Here is a 16,164-nt window from a genome sequence, read left to right as displayed (position 1 = left end):
AACCACATGTCCAGCAACCGCTACCGCCGCCACTACTCCGCGGGAACATCCGCGCTCGCCTTGTCGCGTCAAAGGCGCGGTGAAGGGGATTCCCGCATGGTAAGCACCGGGATGCCTGCCGTGCCTCCACCTCCCACTGCCACCGCCGCCGCTGGCAGGACCTCTACGATGAGCGCAACGATCACGAGTGCGACGGCCCCACTTCCCGGCAACGTGGTGGAGCTGTACCCGGGATCCAGCGTTGATCCGAAGGCTTGGCGCAGCCCACGGCGTTGGGCCTCCGAGGCCGGCATGGCCACGGCGGAGTACGCCATCGCCACCCTTGCCGCGGTCGGATTCGCCGGGCTGCTCGTGTTCATCCTCCGCAGCGATGAGGTACGCGGCTTCCTGCTCAACCTCATCCGGACCGCCCTGGCCTTGCCGTGATCCTTTCGCCGCCGGCGCAGCGCTGGCGGAGCCTGTATGACCGGTGCCCGAAGGCCCAGGCTCTGCGTCACCGGGCGTGGAGCCTGGGTAACCGGGCGTGGATTCTGCGTAACCGGGGCTGGAGCCTGCGCCGTCGGGAACAAGGCTGGACTGGCAACGCGGCTGGCAGCGCCCGCGGCACCGTAACAGCAGAGTTTGCGGTGGCGCTGCCCGCAGTGCTCGCTCTTCTGGCCATGCTGCTGGCCGGTGCCGCAGCGGGCATGACCCAGCTGCGCATTGAGGAGGGAGCCCGCGCAGGTGCCCGGGCGCTCGCCAGGGGTGATGATCCGGCGGCGGTGGAACGGGCGGTCAGGGTGCTCACCGGCGGGTCTGCTGCCGCATCCGTTGCTGCCGACGGCGAATGGTTCACCGTCACCGTCACCGACCATGTCTCCGGACCTTTGGGGTCCTCCATCCCCTGGACACTCACTGCACGCGCCTCGACACGCAGCGAGACAGCAGGGACTGGAACCGGAGCCGTGGGTGGAACAGGCGCAGTCATCGGACGGGCGGACGGCAGGAGTCCGTGATGACGGGGATAGGCGGACGCGCAGGCCGCGGCGGGGATTATGGCTGCGTAGGCCCGCCGGATGGCAGTGAGCGTGGTTCGGGAACCGTCCTGGCCGCCGGGCTGGCACTCGTGGTCATGCTGGCCATGGGCATCATGCTGTTGCTTGCCCAGTCAGCCGTACTGGCGAGCAGGGCGGCTGCGGCTGCTGACCTTGCCGCCCTTGCCGCAGCAGACGCCCTTCGCGGCATTACGACGGGTGATCCCTGTACAGTGGCCGCCGAGGTGGCGTCCCGCCACGGCGCCACCGTGGCCAGCTGCTCCGAAGGTTCGGGCCAGACCGTCGAGGTGCGGACCGAGCTTGGCGGGAACCCCCTGCTGGGCGCAGCAACCGGGCGTGCCCGGGCGGGGCCACCGCCATAGGAAAGCCCGCCCATGTCCGGGCGTAACAGGCGGCCATGCCGCGCCTTGATGCCTTGGCCGGTGCGGCGAGGATACGGTGCACCCCATGTGATTTGCCTTACCGGGTGTCCTGCTGGGCCACTCCAACCGGTGATCAGCTGCGGGCGTTCCTCTGCCGGGTGTCCTGCGGGGAGACACCAACCGGGATCAGCTGCGGGCGTTCCTCTGCCGGGTGTCCTGCTGGGCCACTCCAACCGGTGATCAGCTGCGGGCGTTCCTCTGCCGGGTGTCCTGCGGGGAGACACCAACCGGTCCTCAGCCGCGTGCTTCCACTTCCACTCCGGAGAGTTCGGTCGCGTCCTTGAGCAGGACGTCGAGCAGGGTCACCGCGGCGGCCTTGTCCAGTGGGTTGTTCTTGTTGCCGCACTTGGGGGACTGGACGCAGGACGGGCAGCCGGACTCGCACTCGCAGGCCTTGATGGCGTCGCGGGTAGCCGCCAGCCACACCTTGGCCTTGTCGAAACCCCGCTCGGCGAACCCGGCCCCGCCGGGGTGTCCGTCATACACGAAGATGGTGGGCACCCCGGTGTCGGCGTGCAGCGCGGTGGAGACCCCTCCGATGTCCCAGCGGTCGCTGGACGCAACCAGCGGCAGGAGTCCGATCGCCGCGTGCTCCGCGGCGTGCAGGGCTCCCGGGAACTGGGCCACAATGAGTCCTGCCCCGGTCAGGGAGCGGTTGTCCACCACGAACCACACCGCCTTGGTGAAAAGCTCGCGGGCCCCCAGTTCCAGCGGCTCTTCGCCCAGGACTTCATTGGAAATCAACGCCTTGCGCTGGAAGGAGACGACCTGCGTAGTAACTTTCACGTCCCCGAAATGCACGGTGATATCGCCCCACTGCATGCTCCGGAGGGTGTCCAGCACCTCGATCTGGGTCACGTCCCGCGCCGTGGTGTAGTAGTCAGGGTTGGCCCGGCGCACCATGACGCAGTGGTCGTCTTCGTTCAGGTCCTCCACCACGTAGGTATCTCCCTGATGCACGTACACGGCACCTGTGTGGGCCTGGTAGTGGGTCTGCGGCGAGTCCATGGTCCCAAGCAGCGAGCCAGTTTCGGCATCGACGATGCTCACCGGGCCTCCGCCGTCCGCCCGGAGATTGACCATGGCCGCGGCGCTCTGTGAATGGGTCCAGAACCAGCCGGCTGGGCGCCGCCGCAGGTAGCCTTGGGCCACCAGCCGGTCCAGGAGCGTTTCGGCGGTGGGGCCGAAGAGGTCAAGCTCTGCCGGACCCAGGGGGAGCTCCGCCGCTGCCGCGCACAGGTGCGGTCCCAGGACATAGGGGTTGGACGGGTCAAAGACCGTGGCTTCAACGGACACGTCGAAGATCGCTTCCGGGTGGTTCACCAGGAACGTGTCCAGCGGATCGTCACTGGCCACGAACGCGGCTATGGCATCCTGTCCGGCCCGGCCGGCCCTGCCGATTTGCTGGAACAGGGAGGCCCGCGTTCCGGGCCACCCGGCCACCAGGACCGCGTCCAGGCCGGAAATGTCGATTCCCAATTCCAGGGCTGACGTGCTGGAGACACCCAGCAGTTGGCCCGACCGCAGCGCTTTCTCCACCGCGCGCCGCTCTTCCGGCAGGTATCCGGACCGGTAGGCCGCCACCCGCTGCGGGAGGCTGGGATCCACCTCGTCCAGGAGCCGCTTGGTAATGGCGGAGATGGTCTCGGCGCCGCGGCGGGATTTGATGAAGGCAATGGTCCGGATCCGGGCGGAAACCAGGTTGGCGAGCAGGTCGGAGGTTTCGGCCACCGCGGTCCGCCGCTCCTTGGCCCCGTTCTCGCCCCGGACTTCCGTCAGGGCCGGTTCCCACAACGCCACCGTCGTAGCACCATGGGGCGAACAGTCCTGGGACACTGCCTTCACGGGGGCGCCGATAAGGCGGGAGAACGATACGTCGGGGTCGGAGGCGGTGGCGGACGCGGCGATGAACACCGGTTCGGGGAAGGCGGTTCCGGCCCCGTAGTATGCGCAGATCCGGCGGAGCCTGCGCATCAGGTTGGCCACGTGTGATCCGAACACGCCCCGGTAGCTGTGGGCCTCGTCCACGATGACATAGCGCAGCCGGCGGAAGAAGCCGGCCCACCAGGCATGGTTGGGAAGGATGCCGAAGTGCAGCATGTCAGGATTGGCCAGGATGAAGTTGGCGTGGTCCCGAATCCACCGCCGGGCGGCGGGATCCGTGTCGCCGTCGTACGTTTCGGCCCGAACCGTGGTTAGCCGCAGGGAACGTACGGCATTCAACTGGTCGGCCGCCAGCGCCTTGGTGGGGGAGAGATACAGGGTGACGGCGCCGTCGTCGTGGATCTTCCCCGGGTCCGCCAGCACACGCAGTTCGGAACGGTGGATCGCATCCAGCGCCGGCAGCTGGTAGGCCAGCGACTTTCCCGAAGCAGTTCCGGTGGCCACCACTACGTGTTGCCCCGCGTGGGCCGCGTCGGCAGCATCCACCTGGTGCCGGTACGGCTCGCGGATGCCCAGGGACGCGTAAGCCCCGGCGATATCCGGGTGCACCCACGCCGGCCACGGTGCGTGGACCGCATCCCGTGCCTGGATGGTGCGCACATGACGGAGCTGCTCCGGTTCCGGGCCGCGGCCCAGCAGGGGAATCAGCGAGTCATGGGGGTTCACCCCACCATTCTTTCATCCGATGCACCACGTCAGGCCACGGTTCGCCCACGGGGAACCCCGAAGTCCGGCACAGCCGGTGCCGCGTCAGCTCAGGGACAGGTCCGAGCCGTCATGCGAGGCGGACAGCATCAGGACCCGGGCCACGACCGACCAGCCGAGATGCGAATACAGCTTCTGCCCGTCCACCGACGCCAAGAGAAGGCCGGTCCGGATGCCGCGGCCGGATGCCTGGGCCGCCAGTGCCCGCATGATCAGGCTTCCGAGGCCCCTGCGCTGGAATGCAGGCTGGGTAATGATCTTGTCAAAGACGGCGGTGTCACCCACCACGAAGGCCCGGCCGCTGGCCGCAATCACGTTGCCGGAACGCACCTCGGCGTAATACACGCCGCCCTGTTCATAGGTGGAAAGGCTCAGGTCGTCATCGGAAAGCCACGGGTCCTCCGCGTCCTGGGTCTCCATGTCAACGATCATCATCGCCTGCGAATCGGAGGTGACATTCAGGCCCTGCCGGCCTGCCATCGCCGCGTACCGCGCGGGGTCGTTGGTGAGGATGGTCAGGACCCGGGCCGGCGCCTCGGCCGTCCTGCCGGCCAGTGCAGCGAACTCGTCATCGGTGGGTTCGGAGGCAAAGACTTCCCACTCCCCGCTGGTGTCAGTCCGTAGCGCGGAAGGAAAGCGGCCTTCGGTAGAGGTCCGGTAGCCGCGGCAGCCGGCCCAGCCCGCGACCCACACTTCAAGCAGGCCAGTGATGTCTTCAACCACGGTTTCCGGACTCATGGCAAGAGATTATTCCAGCCGGATCGCCAGCAACAGGGGGTGGCGAAGAGCTTATGCAATTGTGATCAGCACCGGCCGCGGGAAGCAGCGGCCGAAACGGTCCGGCACCCCACCCGGTACCCTTAAATACGTGGCTTTAAACAAGATTGTGCTCTTTTACGGCTTTACCCCCATCGCAGATCCGGACGCGGTGCGGCTCTGGCAGCGTGCCCTGTGCGAGAAGCTCGGCCTCACCGGCCGCATCATCATCTCCAAGGACGGGATCAACGCCACGGTGGGCGGCGGAATCGGCGCCGTTAAGCAGTACGTCAAGACCACCCGCGAATATCCCGGCTTCCGCGGCATCGACGTCAAATGGTCCGACGGCGGTGCGGAGGACTTTCCCCGGCTCAGCGTCAAGGTACGGGATGAAATCGTTTCCTTCGGCGCCCCCGGCGAACTGAAGGTCGACGCCAACGGCGTAGTGGGCGGCGGAAAGCACCTCAAGCCCGAAGAATTGCACCAGCTGGTGGACGCCAGGAAGCGGGACGGCGAGGACGTGGTGTTCTTCGACGGCAGGAACGCCTTCGAAGCCCAAATCGGCCGGTTCAAGGACGCAGTTGTCCCGGATGTCGCCACCACCCACGACTTCATCAAGGAACTGGACTCCGGCAAATACGACGCCCTGAAAGACAAACCGGTGGTCACCTACTGCACCGGCGGCATCCGGTGCGAGGTCCTTTCCAGCCTGATGGTGAACCGCGGCTTTAAAGAGGTCTACCAGCTGGACGGCGGCATTGTGCGCTACGGCGAAGCGTTCAAGGACCAGGGGCTGTGGGAAGGCTCGCTCTACGTCTTCGACAAGCGCATGCACCTGGAATTCAGCGACGAAGCCAAGACCATTGGCCAGTGCGCCCGCTGCGACGCGCCGACCAGCAAATTCGAGAACTGCTCCAACCCCAGCTGCCGCACCCTCACCCTGTACTGCGACGAGTGCGCGGCCAGCCCCGACACGCTCCGCTGCCCGGACGGCTGCGCGGCGGCCTGACACCGCGTCAGAGCCGGCGCACCCGGAACGCGAAGTTGGCTGCGGTCCTGGCCTCAACCCTGACCATCAGGACGCTGTCCGTGGACAGGTAGATGACGTTGTCGCGGTTGATTCCGCACCTCAGGGCCAGGTCCAGCAGGGTAAGGGTTTCGGTGCGCACCGTGAAGGTGACCCGGCGCTGGCTCCGGCAGGCAATTGCCAGGCTGTAGGTTCCGGTCTCCAGCACTGGCGACATAACGGTCTGCACCTCCCCATCGCCCAGGATCCCGGCATCGGCCTGGACTACCGGGCCGGTGCCGTCCGGGAGCGCCCGGAACACCCAATCAGGCAGATCGGCGGCGCTGACCGGGTCCTGCTGCAACGGATCCCTGGTGGGGGCCGGCGCCGGGGCGGCGGTGGCGGCCTGCGCACTGCCGGCCCTGCCGTCGTCGTACGTATATTCACAGCCGGCCAGCGCACCTGCCGCAAGCACCAGCCCAAGGACGACGGCGGCCGCCGGCCTCGGTGCCAGGGGCGCCCGTGCTGTCCCTCTGGGGAGGGGCGCGGGGGTTCCCCGCACACTGGGCATAGTCCGACTTTATGCCCGCCGAGGGCGGCGGGCCAGAGCCGAAAAGACGGTTACTGCGCCGGCGCCAGCTGGTAGGCGTAGAGCAGCGGAGCGTCCACGCTGGAGCTGCTGATGTCGACCCGTCCGGCCGCGGGCAGGCTGACCTTGGTGGTCTCCCGCCGGCCGTTGCAGGCGGCCCCGGCCTCGGTTACCGGCTTGCCGTCCAGCGTCACGGCGAAGAAGGCCTTGCCGGTCCCGTCGCACACCGCTGTGAGCACGTAGTTGCCGGCCGGCACGCTGGCGGCTTCCTGCACAATGCGGTTGCGGTTGAGGATCTTGCCGGAGTCCTGGAGTACGACGCCCGGAGGGGTGCTGGGCAGGGCCGTGGCCCGCCATTTGGGGACGTCGGCGTTTTCCACGGACGTCGCCGGCGAGCATCCCGCCGCGGCGAGGCTGAGGCCAACGGCAACCACTGCCACGGGCAGCAGGCGGCGCGCCGCAGCTGCTGACCGGCGGGCGCGCGGAATCAAGGCAAGGCGGGAAGGCATGGCTCCACCGTACCCCGCAGCAACGCCGGACTAAACTTGAGCGGTGTCTAGATCCCCTTACGAGTTCACCGCCGGCAACACCCCCGATGCGCCCCGCAGCGACCTTCCGGACCTGCTGGCCGCCCTGGCGGCAGACCTGCGCCGCCTGGACTACACCCTCGACGGCGTCGCCGGGCTGCTGGGCCCCACGGCCTCCGCGGCACTGAACCGGGACCAGATCATTCCCGCCTTGCTTGCCGCCGAGCGTGCAGTCCGGGAGGACGACGGCGCCGCGCCGCTTGCCGCCGTCGTCCGCCTGTGGCTCCTGGCCGAGCCGCAGGACCGGGAAACGCTCGACGCCGCGCTGCCGGGCACCGGCGCGAAGGGCCTCGTGGACCTTGGGCTGGTGCAGCCCGTCCCCGGCTCGGATCTGCTCACGGCCAAGGCGGACCTGCGGCCCTATGGCTGGGACAAGAATGACGACGGCAGCGGCGGCGCCGAACTGTGGGTGGCCAGCGACCTCGCCGCCCACCAGCAGGCCGGGGTGCTGCGGCACGACCACGTCCTTGGCATCGGGCAGGCATCCACCACCCTGGTGCAGGCCACCATCCGCCGCCACACCGAGCGCGCCCTTGACCTGGGTACCGGCTGCGGCATCCAGGCGTTCCACCTGCTGCACCACTGCCAGCACGTCACCGCCACCGACATCTCCGAGCGCGCCCTGGCCTTCACGAGGTTCAACATCCTGCTCAACGCCGGGGCGCTTTCCGTGGACCCGGACCGGCTCGAGGACCGGGTGAGCCTGCGCCTGGGATCGCTGCTGGAGCCGGTGGCAGGCGAGGAGTTTGGGCTGGTGGTCTCCAACCCGCCCTTCGTCATCACCCCGCGCAGCGACGGGGAGGAGGCGGCGGACCAGTTCACCTACCGCGACGGCGGCCTGCCCGGCGACCGGATTGTCGCGAACCTGGTGGCGGACCTGCCCGGCATCCTGGCGCCCGGGGGATGGGCGCAGATGCTGGGGAACTGGGAAGTGCCCGCCGGTGCGGACTGGGACGGCAGGCCACGCTCATGGGTGCGGCCCGGAACGGACGCCTGGTTTATCCAGCGCGAGCAGGTCAGCCCGGAACAATACGCCGAAACCTGGCTGCAGGACGCGTCCGAGTCCCGGGACCGGCAGCACTACCGGGAGGCGTACGCCGCCTATCTTGCGGACTTCGGGTCCCGGAACGTCGAGGCAATCGGCTTCGGCATGGTGTGGCTGCGGCGCCCGGCTGAAGGGCGGCAGGCGTCCATCAGCCGTTTTGAGGAAATCACGTACCCCATCGAGCAGCCCATCGGACCCCACCTGGGCGCCGCCGTCGACCGGAGCGACTGGCTGGACACGCATGATCTTGCCGGCACGCATTTGCTCGTGGCCGACGACGTCACCGAGGAACGCCATCAGCGCCCCGGTGCCGAACACCCGGGAGTGATCCTGCTCCGGCAGGGTGCCGGGCTGCGCCGCACCAACCTGATGAGCACCGAGCTGGCCGGCTTCGTGTCGGCGTGCGACGGCGACCTGGCCGCCGGACAGATTGCCGCGGCTTTGGAGGCGCTCCTGGGCGGAGACGCAGGGACATTCCAGCGCTCGCTGCTGGCCGATGTTGCCAACCTGGTGCAGGACGGGTTCCTTGTTCCGGCCGCGTTTACCGCCGAACAGTAAGCCCCCTTAGGCCCCCCGCTTTTCCACATGAATGCGCACGATTCCCCAAAATATGGTGAACTAGGCGAACATGGGCTCATCTGCCCCAGCAACCTTTTTCTGTAGGAGCACCGTGCCAAGCAAGGCCAAAACCGGCAAGAAACTCGTGATTGTGGAGTCTCCGGCCAAGAGCAAGACCATCGCCAAGTACCTCGGCGAGGGCTTCATCGTTGAGGCCTCCATCGGTCACATCCGCGACCTGCCGCAGCCCTCCGAACTGCCCGCCGAGCTGAAGAAGACCTCCGTCGGCAAGTTCGCCGTCGACATTGAGCACGACTTCAAGCCGTACTACGTGGTGTCCCCGGACAAGAAGAAAAAGGTCACCGAGCTCAAGGCCGCGCTCAAGGATGCCGACGAACTCTATCTCGCAACCGATGGGGACCGCGAGGGCGAAGCCATCGCGTGGCACCTGCTGGAAGTGCTCAAGCCCAAGGTTCCCGTCTACCGGATGACGTTCGGCGAAATCACCAAGGAAGCCATCCAGCGTGCCATGGGCAACCTGCGCGACGTGGATCAGGACCTGGTGGACGCCCAGGAAACCCGGCGCGTCCTGGACCGCCTTTACGGCTACGAAATCTCGCCTGTCCTGTGGCGCAAGGTGGCCCGCGGCCTCTCCGCCGGGCGCGTGCAGTCCGTGGTGACCCGCATGGTGGTGGACCGCGAACGCGAACGCATGGCCTTCAAGGCCGCCTCCTACTGGGACCTGACCGGCCAGTTCGGCGCGGATTCGGGCTCCTTCAAGGCCAAGCTCGCCGCCGTCGACGGCGCCAAGGTGGCGTCCGGCCGTGACTTCAATGACAACGGCGAACTCACGTCCCGCAACGTGGCCCACCTCAACGAGGAACTGGCGACGTCCCTGGCCGCCGGGCTGCAGGACGCGGAGTTCCGCGTCCGCTCGGTGGACACCAAGCCGTACACCCGCCGCCCCGCGGCCCCGTTCACCACCTCCACGCTCCAGCAGGAAGCAGGGCGCAAGCTCCGCTTCTCCTCCAAGAGCACCATGCAGATCGCGCAGCGGCTGTATGAGAACGGCTACATCACCTATATGCGTACGGACTCGTCCGCCCTGAGCGACGAGGCCATCACCGCCGCCCGCCGGCAGGCGTCTGAACTGTACGGCCCGGAATATATTCCGCAGTCACCGCGCGTGTACTCGAACAAGGCCGCCAACGCCCAGGAAGCCCACGAGGCCATCCGCCCCGCCGGCGACTCCTTCCGCACGCCCGCCCAAGTGGCCAAGCAGCTCTCCGGCGACGAGTTCCGCCTCTACGAACTCATCTGGAAGCGCACCGTCGCCTCCCAGATGGGCGATGCCAAGGGTTCGACGGCGACCATCCGGCTCGGTGCCGTGTCCACCGACGGGCGGGACGCAGAGTTCTCCGCCTCCGGCACGGTGATCACGTTCCCCGGCTTCCTCGCAGCGTACGAGGAAGGCAAGGACGAGACCCGCGGCGACGACGACTCCGACGAAGCACGACGCCTGCCCAACGTGGCCAAGGGTGATGCCCTGTCCGCCTCGGACATCCAGGCCCTGGGACACGAGACCTCGCCGCCGCCGCGGTACACGGAAGCGTCGCTTACCGCGGAACTGGAGAAGAAGGGCATCGGACGCCCGTCCACCTACGCCTCCACCATCTCCACCATCCAGGACCGCGGCTACGTCCGGAAGCAGGGCTCGGCACTGGTTCCCAGCTGGATCGCGTTCTCCGTGATCCGCCTCCTGGAGCAGCACTTCTCGGACTACGTGGACTACGAGTTCACCGCGGACATGGAAGGCGACCTGGACAAGATCGCCAACGGCCAGGAAGCCGGCGCGTCCTGGCTCCGGCACTTCTACTTCGGCGAAGGCTCCGATCCGGGCCTGCTGAGCATCGTCAACAACCTCGGCGAGATCGACGCACGGGAAATCAACTCGATTCCCATCACGGACGAGATCACCCTCCGGGTGGGCAAATTCGGCCCGTACCTGGAAAGCTCCGCCGCCGTCGTGGACCCGAAGACCGGGGAGATCGTGGAATCGGCGCGCGCCAACGTCCCCGAGGACCTGGCCCCGGACGAGTTGACCGCAGCCAAGGCCGTTGAACTGATGGAGACGGCTGCGCCGGAGGAACGGGTGCTCGGCACCGATCCCCACACGGGGCACACCGTGGTGGCGAAGAACGGCCGCTACGGCGCGTACGTCACCGAGATCATCCCTGAGATGACCGAGGAAGAACTGGCCAAGCAGCCGGTGGAGTACTACAAGAACGGCAAGCCCAAGCCGCCCAAGAAGCCGGTCAAGGCCAAGCCCCGGACGGGCTCGCTCTTCAAGTCGATGACCGTTGAGTCAGTCACCCTGGACGAGGCACTTCAGCTTATGAGCCTGCCCCGGGCGCTGGGGGAGGACGCCGAAGGCAACCTCATCACGGTGCAGAACGGCCGGTTCGGCCCGTACCTGAAGAAGGGGACGGATTCCCGCTCCATCGGCTCGGAAGAGGAAATCTTCACCATCACCTTGGAACAGGCCCTGGAGATCTACTCCCAGCCCAAGCAGCGCGGTGCGCGTGCCGCGGTACCGCCGCTGGCCGAGTTCGGCCCGGACCCGGTGTCGGAAAAGAACATCGTGGTGAAGGAGGGACGCTTCGGCCCTTACATCACGGACGGCATCACCAACATCACGGTTCCCCGGGCCACCTCCCTTGAAGAGCTCACCCGGGAGCAGGCCGTGGAACTGCTGGCGGAAAAGCGGGCCAAGGGCCCGGTCAAGCGGACCGCCACGCGCAAGGCACCCGCCAAGAAGAAGGCAACCGCCAAGAAGTAGCGTTTGCATGCGGTTCCGGATCGTGATCGGCTAGTCACATGACTGAACAGCAGGGAATCGACGACACCAACCCGCTCAACGACCTCGAGGAGAAGCTCGCCACCGGCGGGCAGCCTGACGCGAACCCGGTGGACGTCATCCTGTCGTTCCTGAACAGCGAGGTCTACATCATCAGCTCTGACACGGTGGAGGGTGTGGACTCCCAGGTGGAACCGCTGGTGCTGGCCAACGCCGACGGCGACCCCGTCCTTGCCGTCTTCTCGCACCCGAGCAGGGTGGACCAGCAGTACCTGGAAGCCGCACCCAACGTGCTGGGCACGCAGGGCGCCGCGATCATCGCCAACCTTGGTGACGAACTGGGCATGGTGATCAACCCGGGTGCCGCCTATGGCTTCGAGATCAATCCGGAAGGTGTGGCCAACATCCGGCGCGACTTCAAGCGCGCTGACGAGCAATAATGTCCCCATGCGTCTAGGCGTCCTCGACATAGGGTCCAACACCGTCCATCTGCTGCTGGTGGATGCCCACCCCGGTGCGCAGCCGGTCCCGTTCGCGTCCCACAAGCGGCCGCTGTCCCTGGTGCAGTACCTTGAACCGGACGGCAGCATCAACGACGAAGGCCAGCATGAACTGACCGAGTTCGTGCTGGAGGCCTGGGAATTCGCGGCCAGGCACAAAGCCGAGGACCTGCTGGCCTTCTGTACGTCGGCCATCCGTGAAGCCACCAACGGTCCGGAGGTGCTGGCCCGGGTCAAGCACGAGACCACCGTGACGCTCCAGGAACTCACCGGCAGCGAGGAAGCGTCCATGACCTTCTTCGCTGTCCGGCGCTGGCACGGCTGGGGCGCAGGCCCCATCCTCAACCTGGACATCGGCGGAGGCTCCTTCGAAATGGCGTTCGGCCAGGACGAACTGCCCGAAGTGGCAACATCCGTGCCGCTCGGCGCCAGCCGGCTGACCCGGGACTGGCTGGCCGAGGACCCGCCGTCGGCCAAGAGCGTGAAGGAGCTCCGGCGCTACATCCGGGCCACCCTCAAGCCTGCCGTCCGCGAATTCGACGGCCTGGGCCGCGCGAACGTGGTGGCCGGCACCTCGAAGACGTTCCGTTCCCTGGCCCGGATCGCCGGCGCCGCCCCCAGCGCCGAGGGCCCCTACGTCAAACGCGAACTGCATGCCTCGGACCTGGGGATCTGGACCCAACGGATCTCGGCAATGAGCTCGGAAGACCGGCTGCACCTTCCGGGCGTCTCCGAGGCCCGCGCCCACCAGCTCCTGGCCGGCGCCCTGGTGGCAGAGGCCGCGCTGGAAATGTTCAAGTTCAAGAAACTCCGCATCTGCCCCTGGGCGCTCCGTGAAGGGCTCATCCTCCGGCGCCTGGACCAGCTGGTGTTCTCAGGACCGCTGGAACCCGCACCCCACGTGGCCGCCGCTTCGCGTGTGGTGGAAGCGCCCGTCTAGTCCCACCCCGCCGTTAAATGCGGAAGCACCGGGGCGGGCAACAGGAAAATGGGGGAAAACCTGTTGCCGCGCCGCCGGTGCCCTGGCAGGCATCCCCATGCCTGCCGCATCACTCGCACCCTCAATGAGGTAATAACTACGTTAGGACCCCAAGTTGTGTGCTGCCTGCGCCCAAGATGGGAGTTGCCTGTGAATGCGTGGGAACTGCAATGATGGAGGCATGAGCAACCGAATCGCATTCCTTGGCTGTGGATCCATGAACGAGGCCATTCTTGGCGGCCTGCTGGAAGCAGGAACGGACCCCGGGGATGTGGTGGCCACGGTCCGCCGTGCCGCCCGCGCCCAGGAACTGGCCGAGCGGTACCCCGGCATCACCGCCATCGCCGGCGAGGAGGAACCCGACAACAACCGGCAGGCCACCAAGGGCTCCGCCGTCGTGATCCTCGGCGTCAAGCCGGTGGGCATCGCGGACCTGGCCCGCGAAATCGGACCGGCGCTTTCACCGGACACTGTCGTGGTCAGCGTGGCTGCCGCGGTCTCGATCGCCCAACTGGAAGCGGCGCTCCCTGAGGGGCAGCCGGTCATCAGGACCATGCCCAACACGCCGGCAAGGCTGGGCCGCGGCGTCGTGTCCGTCTCGCCCGGTACCCACTGCACGCCTGGGCAGCTCCGGAAAGTCAAGGACATCCTGCAGGGTGCCGGCACCGTCGTCGAGGTTCCCGAGGAACAGGTGGACGCGCTCTCGGCCATCAGCGGTTCCGGCCCGGCTTACGCGTTCTACCTGGCGGAGGCGATGGCGTCCGCCGGGGAGAAGCTGGGCCTTGACCGCGAGCTGTCGGTGCTGCTGGCACGCGAAACGGTGGCGGGCGCAGGGCTGATGCTGGCCGAGCCCGGTGCGGATCCCGCCGCACTGCGCAAGGCGGTCACCAGCCCCAACGGCACCACCGAGCGCGCGATTGCCACTTTTGACGAGCAGGGCATTCCGGCCATCATTGCCGCCGGCGCGAAGGCCGCAGCCGACCGCGCAGCGGAGATCACCCGCCAGCTCGGCTAGCCGCGGATCAGGGCCGGGCCGCGAACCGCTCCAGCAGGTCCACGTGGCCGGAGACGATGAGCATGTCCCGGGAGGACACCTTGGTCTCGGGCCGGGCGTAGGTGAAGTCCTCACCGGGGGACTTCACACCCACAATGGTGACGCCGTACTTGGACCGGACCTTGGACTCGTCCAGCGTGAACCCCACCGTCTCGCGCGGCGGGTACATCTTCACGATCGCGAAGTCGTCGTCGAACTCGATGAAGTCCAGCATGCGCCCCGAAACCAGGTGCGCGGCACGGACACCGGCGTCTGCCTCCGGGTAGATGACGTGGTTGGCGCCGATCCGCGTGAGGATCTTGCCGTGGGACGGCGTGATGGCCTTGACCCAGAGGTGCTCAATGCCAAGGTCCACCAGGTTGACGGTGATGAGCACCGAGGACTCGATGGAGGTGCCCACGCCCACGACGGCGGAGCTGAACTCCTGCGCGCCCAACTGGCGGAGGGCGTCGATGTTGGTGGCGTCGGCCTCCACCACGTGGGTCAGCAGCGGAGCCCATTTCTGCACCAGGCTCCGGTCGCGTTCGATGGCGAGGACTTCCCGGCCCTGCTTGACCAACTGCTCTGCGGTGGACGATCCGAAGCGGCCCAGCCCGATGACCAGGACCGGGGCGTTGTGGGCGGGGCGCCTGGGGGCGTCGGTGGAACTAGCCAATGATCGGCCTCTCTTCGGGGTAGTGGTACAACTGGCTGCGCTGGCGCAGGGCCAGTGCAGCGGCGAGGGTAACTGTACCCACGCGGCCGGCAAACATCAGCGCCGTGAGGACGTAGACCCCGGCGGGCGGGACTTCCGCGCTCAGGTTGGTGCTGAGCCCCACGGTGGCGAACGCGGAAATGGTTTCGAACAGGACGCGGTCAAGCGACTGGCCGCTGATGTGCAGCAGCAGGAAAGCCGACACTGACACCAGGGTGGCGCCGGCCACAATCACGGAGATGGCCACCCGCATGCTGCCCTGCGGAATGGTCCTGCCGTAGACCTTGACGTCGGCGTCGCCGCGGGCCTCGGCGATGATGGCAAGGAACATCACGGCGATGGTTGTGACCTTGATGCCGCCGGCCGTGGAGGCTGAGCCGCCGCCGGCGAACATCAGGGCGTCGGTCAGCAGCATGGTGGTGGAATCCATCTGGTTCTGGTCCACCAGGTTGAATCCACCCGAACGGGTCATCACGGAGGCGAAGAGCGCGTGGGTGATCTTGTCACCCACGCTCATCGTGCCGATGGTCCGGACGTTGTCCCACTCCATCAGGCCCCACAGGAATGCTCCCGCAACCAGCAGGATGAGGGACACCTGGATGGTGAGCTTGGTGTGCAGGTTCCATTTCTTCCAGTTCAGCCCGTTCTGCTGCAGCACCATGACCACCGGGAATCCCAAGCTGCCCATGAACACACCCACCATGAGGGGGATGAGGATCCAGAGGTCGGTCTCGTAGGGCACGATGCCGTCCGAGTGCGGGGTGAAGCCGGCATTGTTGAAGGACGAAATGGCGTAGAAGATGCCGTGCCAGACGGACTGCCAGAAGGGCTCGCCCAGTCCGAGGAACCGCGGTACCAGCGCAAGCGCAAGGACCCCTTCGATGACCACGGACGTGCTGATGACGATCCGGAGCAGGGTTCCCACCTCGCCCAGGCGGCCGGCGTTGTTCATGGACTCCGCGGCGATGATCTTGCCGCGGACACCAAGCCGCTTGCTGACCATCAGGGCCAGCAATGATGCGAGCGTCAGCGTTCCCAGGCCGCCGATGAAGATGCCCACCAGGATCACCAGCTGGCCGAAGAAGGACCAGTGGACCGCCGTCGACACCACCGTAAGGCCGGTGACGCACACTGCCGAGACCGCGGTGAAGAGCGCCTGGTGGATCGGTGTGGGTGTTCCGTCGGCAGAGGAGACCGGCAGGGACAGCAGGAACGTGAAGACCGTGCAGACCGCGGCGAAGGCCGTCAGGGCCAGCCGGGCCGGGGTGGTGTTGGCGATGTCGTCGATGAAGTCGCGCAGCCGCGTCAAGATCCAAAGGCCCTCCCGCTCCTGCGCCGGGGGGTGCCAGGTGGCCGGGGTCCGGGGCCTCGACTGGCTCTGCGTCATGTGTGGCTTTTCCTCGGTTGAAACGGCTTCCCCCAGTAGTAAACCAC

15 protein-coding genes are annotated in these 16,164 nt (G+C 67.2%); 9 read left to right on the top strand and 6 right to left on the bottom strand.

Annotated elements, in window-relative coordinates; genetic code table 11:
- Window positions 1-6: 6 nt before the first annotated feature.
- The 3 genes from RM50_RS20665 (at window position 7) to RM50_RS10670 (ending at window position 1,396) form a co-directional block, all read left to right on the top strand.
- Window positions 7-426 carry a DUF4244 domain-containing protein gene (locus RM50_RS20665; protein ID WP_043452446.1) on the top strand — a complete coding sequence of 140 codons (420 nt, stop codon included), beginning with the start codon at window positions 7-9 and terminating at the stop codon, window positions 424-426.
- A 200-nt stretch (window positions 427-626) separates the two neighbouring features.
- Window positions 627-995 (top strand): TadE family type IV pilus minor pilin, encoded by a 369-nt coding sequence (locus tag RM50_RS10675; protein WP_043452445.1) that lies wholly within the window; start codon window positions 627-629, stop codon window positions 993-995.
- Window positions 995-1,396: an Rv3654c family TadE-like protein gene (locus RM50_RS10670; RefSeq protein ID WP_082007039.1), complete on the top strand. Its 402-nt coding sequence runs from the start codon at window positions 995-997 to the stop codon at window positions 1,394-1,396. Before RM50_RS10675 ends, RM50_RS10670 begins: the two co-directional genes overlap by 1 nt.
- Before the next feature lie 294 nt (window positions 1,397-1,690).
- On the opposite strand, the gene RM50_RS10665 is transcribed toward RM50_RS10670, so the two are convergent.
- The gene (locus RM50_RS10665; protein ID WP_043452444.1) at window positions 1,691-4,066 is read right to left on the bottom strand and encodes a DEAD/DEAH box helicase; all 2,376 of its coding nucleotides are present in this window, start codon (window positions 4,064-4,066) and stop codon (window positions 1,691-1,693) included.
- Between the two features lie 84 nt (window positions 4,067-4,150).
- Complete coding sequence (locus RM50_RS10660) at window positions 4,151-4,843, bottom strand: GNAT family N-acetyltransferase (protein ID WP_043452443.1); 693 nt, start codon at window positions 4,841-4,843, stop codon at window positions 4,151-4,153.
- A gap of 130 nt (window positions 4,844-4,973) precedes the next feature.
- Here RM50_RS10660 and RM50_RS10655 point away from each other — a divergent pair, with 130 nt between their 5' ends.
- Window positions 4,974-5,870 carry a rhodanese-related sulfurtransferase gene (locus RM50_RS10655; protein ID WP_043452525.1) on the top strand — a complete coding sequence of 299 codons (897 nt, stop codon included), beginning with the start codon at window positions 4,974-4,976 and terminating at the stop codon, window positions 5,868-5,870.
- 7 nt (window positions 5,871-5,877) lie between these two features.
- Here the strand turns inward: RM50_RS10655 and RM50_RS10650 are convergent, their stop codons facing one another.
- Together RM50_RS10650 and RM50_RS10645 are read right to left on the bottom strand one after the other, a co-directional pair.
- Window positions 5,878-6,438, bottom strand: a complete 561-nt coding sequence (locus RM50_RS10650; RefSeq protein ID WP_043452442.1) for a hypothetical protein — start codon at window positions 6,436-6,438, stop codon at window positions 5,878-5,880.
- A 50-nt stretch (window positions 6,439-6,488) separates the two neighbouring features.
- Window positions 6,489-6,965 (bottom strand): hypothetical protein, encoded by a 477-nt coding sequence (locus RM50_RS10645; protein ID WP_043452441.1) that lies wholly within the window; start codon window positions 6,963-6,965, stop codon window positions 6,489-6,491.
- Between the two features lie 43 nt (window positions 6,966-7,008).
- On the opposite strand from RM50_RS10645, the gene RM50_RS10640 reads away from it, so the two are divergent.
- From RM50_RS10640 to proC, 5 genes are all read left to right on the top strand, one after another.
- Window positions 7,009-8,646: a N5-glutamine methyltransferase family protein gene (locus RM50_RS10640; protein ID WP_043452440.1), complete on the top strand. Its 1,638-nt coding sequence runs from the start codon at window positions 7,009-7,011 to the stop codon at window positions 8,644-8,646.
- 112 nt (window positions 8,647-8,758) lie between these two features.
- The gene (gene topA, locus RM50_RS10635; RefSeq protein ID WP_043452439.1) at window positions 8,759-11,485 is read left to right on the top strand and encodes a type I DNA topoisomerase; all 2,727 of its coding nucleotides are present in this window, start codon (window positions 8,759-8,761) and stop codon (window positions 11,483-11,485) included.
- A 38-nt stretch (window positions 11,486-11,523) separates the two neighbouring features.
- Window positions 11,524-11,943 (top strand): SseB family protein, encoded by a 420-nt coding sequence (locus RM50_RS10630; RefSeq protein WP_043452437.1) that lies wholly within the window; start codon window positions 11,524-11,526, stop codon window positions 11,941-11,943.
- Window positions 11,944-11,950: 7 nt separating this feature from the next.
- The gene (locus RM50_RS10625) at window positions 11,951-12,943 is read left to right on the top strand and encodes a Ppx/GppA phosphatase family protein (protein WP_043452436.1); all 993 of its coding nucleotides are present in this window, start codon (window positions 11,951-11,953) and stop codon (window positions 12,941-12,943) included.
- Between the two features lie 220 nt (window positions 12,944-13,163).
- Entirely contained in the window at window positions 13,164-13,997 is an 834-nt protein-coding gene (gene proC, locus RM50_RS10620) for a pyrroline-5-carboxylate reductase (RefSeq protein ID WP_043452435.1), read from the top strand.
- A gap of 7 nt (window positions 13,998-14,004) precedes the next feature.
- On the opposite strand, the gene RM50_RS10615 is transcribed toward proC, so the two are convergent.
- Complete coding sequence (locus tag RM50_RS10615; RefSeq protein ID WP_043452434.1) at window positions 14,005-14,691, bottom strand: potassium channel family protein; 687 nt, start codon at window positions 14,689-14,691, stop codon at window positions 14,005-14,007.
- Window positions 14,684-16,117 (bottom strand): TrkH family potassium uptake protein, encoded by a 1,434-nt coding sequence (locus RM50_RS10610; RefSeq protein ID WP_043452433.1) that lies wholly within the window; start codon window positions 16,115-16,117, stop codon window positions 14,684-14,686. Before RM50_RS10610 ends, RM50_RS10615 begins: the two co-directional genes overlap by 8 nt.
- Window positions 16,118-16,164 lie beyond the last annotated feature (47 nt).

This window comes from Pseudarthrobacter phenanthrenivorans, from assembly GCF_000813845.1.
Taxonomy (GTDB): Bacteria; Actinomycetota; Actinomycetes; order Actinomycetales; family Micrococcaceae; genus Arthrobacter; species Arthrobacter phenanthrenivorans_B.
Note: the sequence above shows the minus strand (reverse complement) of the source record. Positions and strands in the feature narration are given on the sequence as shown.